This is a genomic window from Ignavibacteria bacterium (assembly GCA_016873845.1).
Lineage (GTDB): Bacteria > Bacteroidota > Ignavibacteria > Ch128b > Ch128b > JAHJVF01.
Map to the genome: position 1 here is coordinate 1 of VGVX01000026.1, position 12,556 is coordinate 12,556.

At 36.6% G+C, this 12,556-nt stretch carries 12 protein-coding genes; all 12 read left to right on the plus strand.

Annotation, left to right across the window (positions count from 1 at the left end; genetic code table 11):
• The first annotated feature begins 175 nt into the window (after positions 1-175).
• Entirely contained in the window at positions 176-898 is a 723-nt protein-coding gene (locus FJ213_06715; protein ID MBM4175849.1) for an HAD-IB family phosphatase, read from the plus strand.
• Entirely contained in the window at positions 898-1,482 is a 585-nt protein-coding gene (locus FJ213_06720; protein MBM4175850.1) for an isoprenylcysteine carboxylmethyltransferase family protein, read from the plus strand. The genes FJ213_06715 and FJ213_06720 overlap by 1 nt, the downstream gene beginning before the upstream one ends.
• A complete protein-coding gene (locus FJ213_06725) occupies positions 1,482-2,594 on the plus strand; it encodes a lipid-A-disaccharide synthase (GenBank protein ID MBM4175851.1) in 1,113 nt (370 codons plus the stop codon). The genes FJ213_06720 and FJ213_06725 overlap by 1 nt, the downstream gene beginning before the upstream one ends.
• Before the next feature lie 2 nt (positions 2,595-2,596).
• On the plus strand, positions 2,597-3,223 hold the full coding sequence (locus FJ213_06730) for a DUF374 domain-containing protein (GenBank protein ID MBM4175852.1): 627 nt from the start codon (positions 2,597-2,599) through the stop codon (positions 3,221-3,223).
• Positions 3,214-4,221, plus strand: coding sequence for a tetraacyldisaccharide 4'-kinase (gene lpxK / locus FJ213_06735; protein MBM4175853.1), 1,008 nt, complete (start codon positions 3,214-3,216; stop codon positions 4,219-4,221). The genes FJ213_06730 and lpxK overlap by 10 nt, the downstream gene beginning before the upstream one ends.
• On the plus strand, positions 4,221-4,898 hold the full coding sequence (locus FJ213_06740) for a gamma-glutamyl-gamma-aminobutyrate hydrolase family protein (GenBank protein MBM4175854.1): 678 nt from the start codon (positions 4,221-4,223) through the stop codon (positions 4,896-4,898). Before lpxK ends, FJ213_06740 begins: the two co-directional genes overlap by 1 nt.
• Before the next feature lie 20 nt (positions 4,899-4,918).
• A complete protein-coding gene (locus FJ213_06745) occupies positions 4,919-7,726 on the plus strand; it encodes a pyruvate, phosphate dikinase (GenBank protein ID MBM4175855.1) in 2,808 nt (935 codons plus the stop codon).
• A gap of 26 nt (positions 7,727-7,752) precedes the next feature.
• Positions 7,753-8,787 carry a tRNA preQ1(34) S-adenosylmethionine ribosyltransferase-isomerase QueA gene (gene queA, locus FJ213_06750; protein MBM4175856.1) on the plus strand — a complete coding sequence of 345 codons (1,035 nt, stop codon included), beginning with the start codon at positions 7,753-7,755 and terminating at the stop codon, positions 8,785-8,787.
• Positions 8,787-9,482: a 2-C-methyl-D-erythritol 4-phosphate cytidylyltransferase gene (ispD, locus tag FJ213_06755; GenBank protein ID MBM4175857.1), complete on the plus strand. Its 696-nt coding sequence runs from the start codon at positions 8,787-8,789 to the stop codon at positions 9,480-9,482. The genes queA and ispD overlap by 1 nt, the downstream gene beginning before the upstream one ends.
• 66 nt (positions 9,483-9,548) lie before the next feature.
• Positions 9,549-10,223, plus strand: coding sequence for a glycerol-3-phosphate 1-O-acyltransferase PlsY (gene plsY, locus FJ213_06760; GenBank protein ID MBM4175858.1), 675 nt, complete (start codon positions 9,549-9,551; stop codon positions 10,221-10,223).
• 8 nt (positions 10,224-10,231) lie between these two features.
• On the plus strand, positions 10,232-11,236 hold the full coding sequence (locus FJ213_06765; GenBank protein MBM4175859.1) for an NAD(P)H-dependent glycerol-3-phosphate dehydrogenase: 1,005 nt from the start codon (positions 10,232-10,234) through the stop codon (positions 11,234-11,236).
• Positions 11,237-11,339: 103 nt separating this feature from the next.
• Positions 11,340-12,536, plus strand: coding sequence for a VWA domain-containing protein (locus FJ213_06770; GenBank protein ID MBM4175860.1), 1,197 nt, complete (start codon positions 11,340-11,342; stop codon positions 12,534-12,536).
• Positions 12,537-12,556: the final 20 nt, after the last annotated feature.

Sequence of the window (12,556 nt, forward strand, 5' to 3'; positions counted from 1 at the left end):
ATATACTTGGAGAAGAAGTTGATAGAATTACTATGGGATTTGAGTCTGAGGGTTCATATAGAATAAATTTCAATGCGAATAAGTTTTCATCCGGTGTTTACATTTATAAGCTTGAGGCAAGAGATGAGAGTGGCAAAATTTCGTATATTGATTCTAAAAAGATGCTATTAATGAAATGAGTGATCACACTTTCAAAATATTTTGCGACTTTGATGGAACAATCGCAGTGAATGACATCGGAAATCATTTCTATAGATTTTTCGGCGATTCAATAATCTGCGACGAAGCTGTTGAAAAGTGGGAAAAAGGGATTATCTCATCAATCGAATGTCTCTCAACTGAATGTTCTACAATTAAGGATTTGACAATTGAAAAAGCTCACAAATTTATTGACGAACAGAAAATCGACAACACTTTTCTTCCCTTTGTTGAGTTTTGCAGAGAGAGTGATATTGAGATTACAGTCTTGAGCGATGGTCTCGATCTTTATAAAGAAAGATTATTTAAGAACCATGGGATAAACGTAAAATATTTTTCGAACTCGATTGATATAAAATCTGATGGAACTGCCGAAATGATCTATCCTTACATTGATTCAGAATGTAAGAAATGCGCCAACTGCAAACGAAATCATGTTTTGAATCAAAGCGGTGATGATGAAATCACTATATACATCGGCGATGGTTTATCCGATGCGTGTCCAATTGAATTCTGCGATTATATTTTCGCAAAGAATCAACTTTTACTCCACTGTGAGAAAAATAGAATTTCTTTTTCTCCTTTTAAGAATTTTGATGATGTCAGAGAAGCAATTGAAAAACTTTTGACTAAGAAGCGAATTAAGAAAAGACATCAAGCCGAACTCAAGCGCCGTGAAATATATATGATGGAACCATAATGAACATCGGAGAATTTTTATTCAAATATAGAAGCTACACTCCAATTCCATTTTTGATAATTATGCTTCTCTACTGCAAACCGAATATAATTAGTTTGATTACAGGTTTTGTATTAGTTCTGTTAGGAGAATACATAAGAATTTGGTCTAACTCATGGACTGGTTCCGAGACGAGAACAACAGATGGAGTAGGTGGAACATATTTAGTAATTAGTGGTCCCTATGCTTTTGTACGAAATCCCTTATACATTGGAAACATCATAATTTATTTTGGATTGAGTGTTATGTCAAATGCACTCTTCCCCTATCTTCAAGTGTTTGGCGTAATTTTATTTGCGGCTCAATATTATTTTATAATTAAGGAAGAGGAAAATTTTCTCTCTTCCAAATTTGGTGACGCTTTTCAAAGTTATTTGCATAATGTAAATCGGTTCATTCCAAAGCTTAAAAAATATTCGAGCGGAAATACTGAACAGCCGCCATATAGTTTTAAGAAAGGATTCAATTCCGAAATCCGATCGATGCAGGCTTGGGGAATTGTTGCACTTGCGCTTATTTTAATTTGGTTTATTAGAAGGTATTAGTGAAAGAGATTTTGATTGTTGCTGGTGAAGTTTCAGGAGATATTCATGGCAGCCGGCTTGTTGATGAGTTATTGAAGTTTGACAGTTCTTTGAAATTTTTTGGAATTGGCGGTGATAGAATGCGTAATTCTGGAGTTGAATTACTCCATCATGTAAAAGATGTTTCGTTCCTTGGTTTTACTGAGGTAATAAAGCACATTCCATTCATGAAACGTATCAAGAAAGAATTACAATCTGAAGTAGAAAACCGAAATATAGAAAAGATAATCTTAATCGATTATCCAGGATTCAATCTTAGTCTTGCAAAGAATTTGTTCTCAGCAAAACGAAAAATTTATTATTACATCTCTCCTCAGATTTGGGCGTGGGGAAAGAATAGAGTGAACACTATAAAAAAATACATTCACAAAATGCTGGTGGTTTTCAAATTCGAGGAGGAATTTTATAATGAGCATAACATCAAAGCAGAATTTGTTGGACATCCTTTGCTCGAATCAATTAATGATTATCAATTTGAGAGTAAAGAAAAATTCTTTGAAGAATTTGGATTTGATAAATCGAAAAAGCTTATTACAATCTTTCCAGGCAGCAGGAAACAGGAAATTGAAAAGATTCTTCCCATATCAATCCTAACCGCAAGCAAATTAAAACAAAATTTGGACATCCAGATTGCTGTTGCGGCTGTGTCGAACTTTTCCGACAGTTTATATCACCAGTTTGATAAAGAAGCGAAAATAATTTATAACAGAAATTACGAGTTATTAAAATATTCCGATGCGGGGATTATTAAATCCGGCACTTCAACGCTTGAAGCGGCACTATTTCAGCTTCCTTTTGTTGTTGTGTACAAAACTTCTCGACTAAGTTACCTTTTAGGAAAGAGTTTGATCAAAATTGATTCGATTGCATTAGCAAACATTGTCTCACGAAAGAAAGTTGTGAAAGAATTGATTCAGCATGATGCATCTGTTGAGAAAATTTCGACGGAGCTTAAAAAGCTCCTTGTTGATGAAAAATATCGCGAAACATTAAAACGATCGTTCAGAGAATTAAAAAATGAATTGGGAGAACTTGGCGCATCGCGGCGAGCTGCAGAATTAATACTTAAGTAATTATGTCAGGAAGTTTCATTCAAAATATTGGCTTAGCGATTTTACCAGCACTATTATCACTGTTGTGCAGGACAATTAAAATTAAAATTGTAAACAATGTTCAATCTAGTGAAAATTATGTTTTTATGTTTTGGCATGGCTCAATGCTGCTGCCTTGGTTTATTAATAGAAATAATAATTTCACTGCAGTTGTGAGCCAGAGTAAAGATGGTGAAATATTATCACGGTTGTTAAAAAAGTTTAATTATAAATTAATCCGCGGTTCAAGTTCGAAGGATTCAAAAGAAGTTATGAATGATATGCAAAATGTCCTGATGAACGGCTCATCATTAGCAATTACTCCTGATGGACCTCGCGGACCAATTCATAAAATGAAAATCGGCGGATTAATTGCATCGATGAGAACACAAGTTCCAATCGTACTTTGCGGGACAGCGTACTCGAAAAAATTCGTTTTAAATTCTTGGGATAAATTTGAAATCCCAAAACCTTTTTCTAGTGCGAGTCTGATTTTTTCTGATAAAAAAATAATCGCGCAAGGATTTGAAAAATCTGATTACGATAAAATTAATGCTGAATTAGAAACTGAACTGAATAAACTCCAACAAAAAGCTGAAAAATATTTGTGAAATATTTTCGTTTACTTCTTTTTCCTTTTAGCTTTTTGTATTGGATATTTATTTCAGTAAAAAATTTTTTATATGACAAAGATATTTTAACAAGTTATAATGCTGATAGAAAAATCATTTGTATTGGAAATATTACAGCAGGCGGTACAGGAAAGACTCCAATCGCTATTACCGTTGCGAAAGAACTCTTACTTCGAGGAAAGAAAATTGCGATTCTTTCGCGAGGTTATAAGAGAAAGACGCAAGGTTTTCTCGAAGTTAATGAACCTAATCCAGAAAAATTTGGTGATGAGCCTGCTATGATGTTTTCTCGTTTACCTGACGCAAAAATTTATGTATCAGAGGATAGAGTCTACGCGATCGAGAAAATCACCGAATCGTTTGTTGCTGAGCTCATACTTATGGATGATGGATTACAGAATAGAAAAATTAAAAAAGATTACACAATCGCAGTGATTAACGAAGAAAATAAATCTATTTTCGATCGAATTTATCTCCCAGCAGGAAATTTGCGTGAATCAAGGACTAGATTGAATAAATACAATTCTATCATCCTAAATTATAAGTTCAGTTCTGGGCATGATAAATCTACGGAGCCAAACACTTACTCATGTAAATACAAATTGGATGGTTTCTATCGCAATATGGAAAATAAAATCTCAGTTGGTGAAGTATTAACCAAAAAAGTTCTTGCATTTTGTGGAATTGCCGATTCTGATTCATTTTTTAAAACATTAAAAAATTTGGGATTAACTATCACACAACAAGTTGCCTTTAACGATCATCACAATTTTAATGATTATGACATTGATAAACTAATTCAATTATGCAATGAGATTGGCAGCGAGTTCGCAATTACAACTGAGAAGGATTTCATTCGTTTGACGAAACATTCAAAGAAAATTGAACAAAGCGGAATTAATTTTTTACACACAAAAATATTTGCAGAAATTGAAAACTTGGATGGACTCGTAAGTAAAATTTTACGGATTAATTAATGATAAAAATTGGATTATCATATTACGGCAGCAAAATTCAAAACTATATTGAGTGGATTAGTGTTAATTATCCATCAGTCGAAATAGCAAATCTCTCTCATGACTTTAGCTCTGCGAACGATTTACTGAAGTGTTCTGCCCTGCTTTTGCCTGGCGGCGGAGATGTTCATCCAAATTTTTATGGTCATGATAATTCACATGGGTTATCAAAAAAGATTGATGAAAAGCGTGATGCATTCGAATCAGAACTCTTCAAGCATGCGATCGAATCCAAAATGCCAGTGCTGGGAATTTGTCGTGGAATGCAAATTGTAAACGTCTTTCTAGGTGGAACATTATCTCAGGATATTCCGAATCACAGATCAAAGGACAATAATTCGTCCTCTGATTTGGTTCACAACATCAATGTTGAAAAAAAGAGTTTGTTATTCAAATTAACAAATAATAAAACTGGAAATGTAAATAGTTCTCATCATCAAGCTGTTGACAAGGTGGCAAGCGATCTACGAATAACATCAACTTCGAGCGATGGGATCATTGAATCGCTTGAGTGGAAAGATGATTCAAATAAATCACCGATTCTGCTTGTTCAATGGCATCCTGAAAGGATGATTGATAGAGAACAAAACTATTTTTCAAAAAATATATTAGAATGGTTTATTAATAATTTAAAATAATAGATGGAGTAAGAACCGAAATGGTAAAGAAAGTAAACAAAAAATTCGTATACTTTTTTGGCGGGAAAAAAGCCGAAGGTAAAGCCGAGATGAAAGCTTTGCTCGGTGGAAAAGGTGCAAACTTAGCCGAAATGGTGAACATTGGATTACCTGTTCCGGCAGGATTTACAATTACAACAGAAGTTTGTACATATTATTATCAGCACAAACAGACTTATCCAAAAGGACTTGAGAGTGAAGTAAAAAATGCCCTCAAAAAAGTCGAAACTGCGATGGGGGCAAAATTTGGAGACAATACAAATCCACTGTTAGTATCTGTTCGCTCTGGTGCTCGTGCATCAATGCCGGGGATGATGGATACAGTATTGAATCTTGGATTGAACGACAACACTGTTAAAGCTTTGATCAATAAAACGCAAAATGAGAGATTCGTTTATGATTCGTACAGAAGATTTGTTCAAATGTACGGTGATGTTGCGCTTGGATTGAAACCTCAAGAAAAAAATGAGATTGATCCTTTTGAAGCAATAATTGAAAGGAAGAAACATCAAAACAATATAACCGAAGATAGTGAATTAACAACCGAGCACTTCAAAGAATTAGTTTCGGAATTCAAAAGTGAAATCAAAGTTAGAACTGGTCACGATTTTCCTGATGATCCATGGAAACAATTATGGGGTGCGGTAGGTGCCGTATTCAGTTCATGGATGAACGATCGTGCAAAAGCTTACCGTAAAATGAATGATATCCCAGAAAGCTGGGGAACTGCAGTTAATGTTCAATCAATGGTATTCGGAAATATGGGAGATGACTCATTAACTGGAGTAGCATTCACACGAGATGCTGCCACCGGTGCGAATGAATTCTACGGTGAATATTTATTCAATGCACAAGGTGAAGACGTCGTTGCCGGAACACGAACCCCGCTTGAAATATCAACATTGAAAAATTCCCGGCCTGAAACTTACAATCAATTAGATAAGATCCGTAAAACTCTCGAGAAGCATTATAAAGATATGATGGATATTGAATTTACCGTTCAGCAAAGGAAACTTTGGATGCTTCAATGCCGAGTTGGTAAAAGAACTGGCTTTGCCGCAGTTACTATGGCTGTTGATATGGTTAAAGAAAAACTTATTTCTAAAGAAGAAGCCATTCGCAGGATTGACCCGGATCAATTAAATCAGTTATTACGTCCAATCTTTGATCATAATGAAAAGAAAAATGCAATCGATTCAGGCAGATTACTCGCGAAAGGATTGAACGCTGGTCCCGGTGCGGCAACTGGAAGAGTGGTATTCAATGCACCAGATGCCGAAGAATGGGCAAAACGAGGAGATAAAATTATTCTTGTTCGTATCGAAACATCTCCCGAAGATATCCGCGGAATGAATGCATCTCAGGGAATCTTAACTGCACGCGGCGGTATGACATCTCATGCAGCACTCGTTGCCCGCCAGATGGGAAAAGTTTGTGTTGCTGGATGCGGTTCGTTAGAGATTAACTATCAAACTCAAGAGATGAGATCTAAAGGTAAAGACTTTGTTGTAAAGCAGGGCGACTATATTTCACTCGATGGATCAACCGGCGAAGTCATTCTCGGTGAAATTCATACCAAACCTTCTGAAATAATTCAGGTGTTAATTAATAAAACTTTAGCTCCAGAGAATGCGCCTGTTTACCAAAAGTATAACAGCTTAATGACTTGGGCTGACAAATTAAGAAGGCTAAAAGTCCGTACCAATGCTGATACACCTGAACAATGCGAGAATGCAATTTCATTTGGTGCTGAAGGAATTGGACTTTGCCGTACTGAACACATGTTTTTTGAAGGTGATAGGATCCAATCAGTCCGTGAAATGATTCTATCGAATACTCTTGAAGAAAGAAAAAATGCTTTAGCAAAACTTCTTCCACTACAAAGAGGTGACTTCGAAGGAATTTTCGAAGTTATGGAAGGGAAACCAGTTACAATCAGAACTCTCGATCCGCCACTTCACGAATTCCTGCCTCATGAAGATAAAGAAATTCAAGAAGTTGCAAATAGAATGGGTATGACTGTCGATTCGGTTAAAGCCAAAATGGAAAGCTTAAAGGAATTCAATCCTATGCTAGGATTTAGAGGATGCCGTCTTGGAATGAGTTATCCAGAAATAACCGAAATGCAGGCGCGTGCAATTTTTGAAGCTGCTTGTACAGTAAAGCAAAGCGGAAAAAAAGTTTATCCAGAAATAATGATTCCGCTTGTCGGACACTTGAATGAATTAAAACTTCAGGAAAAAATTGTCCGCACAGTTGCAGAACAGGTTATGAAAGAAAAAGGGATTAAACTTGATTACACCGTCGGCACAATGATAGAATTGCCTCGCGCATGTGTTACTGCCGATGAGATAGCCAAGTCAGCCGAGTTCTTTTCGTTTGGTACGAATGACCTGACCCAAACAGCATTTGGATTGTCGAGAGATGACTCCGGTAAATTCCTTCCTGCGTATGTTGAGCAAGATATTTTGCCAAAAGATCCATTTGAATCAATCGATCAAGCAGGTGTTGGCGATTTAATGAAACTTGCTGTTGAACGCGGTCGTACAACCCGTCCAAACTTGAAAATTGGGATTTGCGGTGAACATGGCGGTGAACCTGAATCGGTCATCTTCTGTCATAAATTGGGTCTCAATTATGTCAGCTGTTCGCCATTCAGAGTTCCGATCGCTCGTTTAGCCGCAGCACGAGCTGTCGTCCGTGAAATGGGAGATGCAAAACCGAAAACAGTTCCTAAAAGAAAAGCGGTTAAGAAAACAATAAAATCAAAAAAAAGTAAAAAGAAATAATCAGAAATAAATTAGGTTAAGATTATATGAAACTATCAGATTTTAAGTATGTACTGCCCAAAAATTTGATTGCAAAGCATCCTGCAAATCCACGGGATAAGTGCAATCTTATGGTGCTGAATCGCGAAGATAAGACTATTGAGAAGAGGAAATTTTCTGATATCCATGAATATTTCGGCAGAGGTGATACCTTAGTGATCAACGATACAAGGGTATTCCCTGCTAGAATGTTCGGGAAAAAGGAAAAGACGCATGCTAAGATTGAAGTGTTTCTGCTTCGCGAATTAAACTCAACTGAAAAAATTTGGGATGTCATTGTCGATCCTGCAAGAAAAGTTAGAATTGGAAATAAGATCTATTTCAATGATGAGCTAACTTGTGAAATCATTGACAACACAACTTCTAGAGGCAGAACAGTCCGGTTTAATTATGATGGAGATATTTATGAAGTGGTTGAAAAAATTGGTACAGTTCCACTTCCTCCCTACATTAAAAGAGATGTTGTTCCCAAAGACAAAAAGAATTACCAAACCATATTTGCAAAGTATAATGGCTCGGTTGCAGCTCCCACTGCAGGACTTCATTTTACGCCATCACTTTTGAAAAAAATTCAGAAAAAAGGCGTTAAGGTTGTCCCGGTTACTTTACACATAGGACTTGGTACATTTCGTCCGGTTGAAGTAGAAGATTTAACAAAGCATAAAATGGATTCTGAATATTACGATATTCATCCGTCAACGTCAGAAACGATTAATAAATCTATCACAAACAAGAATAAAGTATTTGTATGTGGTACAAGTACAGTTCGAGCTTTGGAATCAAGTGTTACAGCCGGAGGATTATCAACTCCGAGCCGCGGATGGACGGATAAATTTATATTTCCATCTTACGATTTTAAAATCGCTGATAGAATTATTACAAACTTCCATTCACCTGAATCAACGTTGCTCATGTTAGTTGCTGCGTTTGGTGATTATGATTTTGTAATGAAAGCTTATAAGAAAGCTATAAAAGAGAACTATCGGTTCTTGAGCTACGGCGATGCAATGCTAATCATCTGATGAGAGTCATTGCAATTATACCAAGTGCTGGTTTAGGCAGAAGGATTGAATCCTCATTAAAAGGGAAGAAATCTTATCTGCCTAAACAATTTTTGAAAATTTCCGGCAAAGAAATTCTGATTCATACGATTGAAAAATTTGAGCAAGCCGATTTCATAGATGAGATATTAATTTCTTCGGGACGTGAATATCTTGATCATACAAGCAAACTTATCTCAAAGTATAAGCTGAAAAAAGTTACCACAATTGTAACTGGCGGAGAAGAAAGACAGCACTCGGTTTACAATGCTTTTAAAAATTCTTACGCTTCGCCTTCGGATTTAATTTGCGTCCACGATGCGGTCCGACCATTTATTTCTTCAATTGAGATTAATGAACTGATCTTATCCGCAAAAAAGTTCAAATCTATTGTCGCAGCTGTCAAAGCAAGCGACACAATTAAAAGCGGACATTCATTTGTAGAAAAAACATTAGATAGAAATAAAATCTGGCTCGTTCAAACACCGCAAATCTTTTCCTATGAAATTCTGAGGAAAGCTTTTAATCGTGCATGGGAGCAAAATTTTATCGGAACAGATGAAGCTTCAATTGTGGAGCGAATTGGGAGGCCTGTCTACTTCTATGAAATTAAAGGTGAAAATCGAAAAATTACCACCAACCTCGATTTAGAATACGCTAATTTCCTGCTGAAATAATCTTTTTCCTGCCTTGCTATTCTTATATTTAATAAATAAGTTTGTCACGTTTAATTACAGGTTACGATGTTTAATATCATTATTGTTTTAATACTCTCCTATTTGGTAGGAGCAATTCCGACAAGTATAATTGTAAGTAAACTCGCAGCAGGAATTGACATTAGAAATCACGGCAGCGGAAATGCTGGCGGGACAAATGTATATCGAACGCTTGGATGGAAATACGGGGTGTTGGTGATATTGCTTGATGCCTTCAAAGGCGTCATAGCAGTTGTGTTTGTGGCTCGATTACATTTCGGCGATATCCCATTCGATAATCCAACTCCATTCGATGATTTCACTTTTATCCAATTGCTTGCCGGAGTTTGTGCAATAATTGGTCACGTATGGACTGTTTTTGCTGGATTTAAGGGGGGAAAAGGAATGGCTACTGCTTTGGGGATGACTGCAAGTTTGATCACCATAGATGTGTTAATCGCCGGAGCTATTTTTGTTTTAACGTTGATTTCTTTCCGATATGTTTCGCTTGGCTCAATAAGTGCAGCAATTGCACTTCCGATTATTCTTTATATCCGCGAAAATATGTTTCATGTTCACATTGAAGGCTACAAAACACTAATCGTTTTTACGATTGGAATAGCATTATTGATTGTTTATACACATCGTACCAATATCAAAAGATTATTCGCTGGAACAGAAAATAGAATTAAACGAATTCCTTTATTAACTAAGAAAAAATAATTTGTAATATGAATTGCAGCGTTGTAGGGGCTGGCGGATGGGGAACTACAATCGCTATCATGCTTCATGAGAACGGGCATAACGTGACATTATGGGAGTACAATTCAGACTATGCAAAGCTTCTCGACGAAACGAGACAAAACAAAGTATTTCTCCCAGGCGTTTCAATTCCAAAAGAAATAAAAATTACATCTGACATCTCTCTTGCACTTCAAAAAAAACATTTTTGTGTATTGGCAATTCCAACACAATTTATTAGAAGCATTCTCCAAAAAATTGATTTTACGCTTATTAAAAATTCGATGATAGTAAACCTCGCAAAAGGAGTTGAAACAACTTCTTTGAAAAGAGTGTCTGAAATAATCAAAGATGTTTTCCCAAAAATTTCACAAGACCATCTTACAACCATTTCAGGACCAAGTCACGCCGAAGAAGTGTGCAGAAAAATTCCGACAACAGTAGTTGTTGGCTCAAATTCTTATGATACAGCAAAGTTTGTGCAGAATGAATTCATGAATCCATATTTTAGAGTTTATGTTTCCAATGATTTAGTGGGTGTTGAACTTGGCGGTTCGTTAAAAAACGTTATAGCAATTGGCGCGGGTATCTGTGATGGGGCTGGATTTGGCGACAACACGAAAGCCGCAATAATGACTCGTGGAATTGCTGAAATCTCAAGACTTGGAATTGCTCTCGGTGCGCGGCCCGAAACTTTTGCTGGTTTATCCGGTATGGGAGATGTTATCGTAACATGTATGAGCAAGCATTCCCGAAATCGATTCGTGGGTGAAGAGATTGGGAAAGGTAAAACTCTATCTCAAGTTCTATCCGAGATGAGCATGGTAGCAGAAGGAATTGCAACATCTAAAAGTGTTCATTTATTATCTCAAAAAGTAAACGTCGAAGTTCCTATTTGTACTGAAGTTTACCGTATTTTGTATGAGCAGAAAGATCCAACATTAGCAACCACTGAATTAATGACCCGCCAGCCAAAGGAAGAAATTTGGTCATAAATTTCTAAGACTTTTTTGTCTGAAAATCCGTTTGCATCTCATATAAAATTTCTTATTTTAAATACAAATCGTGGAACAATTAATCAAAAATGAAAGGGTATTTATGAGAAAATTCTTTGTAACCACTTCTTTCTCTTTTTTAGTTTTTGCACTTTTCTTCGTATTAACTTTTTCAAGTTGTACTAAGAAAAGTGACTCAACATCTTCCGATAATACGGATATTCCAAAGGATCCAGGAACAGCACCCCCTCCAACTAAATTAGGACCGATGAAACCAGCATGCGCGGTTTCAACTACTCCTGGAAATCCAAACAGAATTAAAGTTAATGTCGGTGGACTTTTAATTCCAGGCACAACAACTCCTATTACTTACACAACATCAAACTTAACAGTCATTGAAAATGGTGTCGTGAAAGGAATAAAAATTACACCTCTTGGTTCAACCTCATTAGGTACTGACATTGTCTTTGTTATTGATGTTACTGGTTCTATGTCAGGTACAATCAATGGTGTGAAGGAAAGCATCACCTCGTTTCTAAAGAATCTTAAAGATCGAAAATTGGATGTTCGTTGCGGTGCAATCGCGTATTCCGACAATAACGACGTAAGAATACCACAATCAATTAATGGAATCGCATCTAACACAGATCCTGGTGCCTTCACAGTTGTCGGTTATCACAATCTTACAGCAACTATCGATTCAGCCGGACCTATTTATAATTTCATAGATAGTTTAAGAGCTGGTTGGAAAGGTTATTATGGAGGTGATTTACCTGAAGGCGGATTTGATGGATTATGGTATGCTTTCCAAAACTTCTCTTGGCGTTCAGGTGCGCAAAGAATGTTCATTGTGTTAACAGACATCTCTTCATGGGGTCTTTATGCACCCGCTGGTTCAGGTACTTCCCGCTCACCATGGAGAACTGATTCACTTGCACAAGTACTTTCAGGCCGGGCAACCGTTCACGTTGTTTCGCCAGATACAAACTCTATGAGAAGTTATAACCAAGGATACACAACCGGTGCTTATGATATGCATTGGTTGGCAACTCCTGGATCATTTATACAAAAATCAACAACATATAATTCAGGTGGAACTGGTGGCATTTGGACTAACATATACGGCACTTCTGGATCTGGAAAAGTTGATCTTACTACCCTGCCTATTACAGCTGCAGCTGCATCCTCAGCTTTAGTTGAATTTGTCACCTCGAAGGCAGACGGAACTGAAAAAACTATCCGTGTTGTAGTGGATATTGGAACAAGCAACGGCGAGGTAATAATCAAAGCGGTTTACTAACCAGCATTTATTATGTTCGT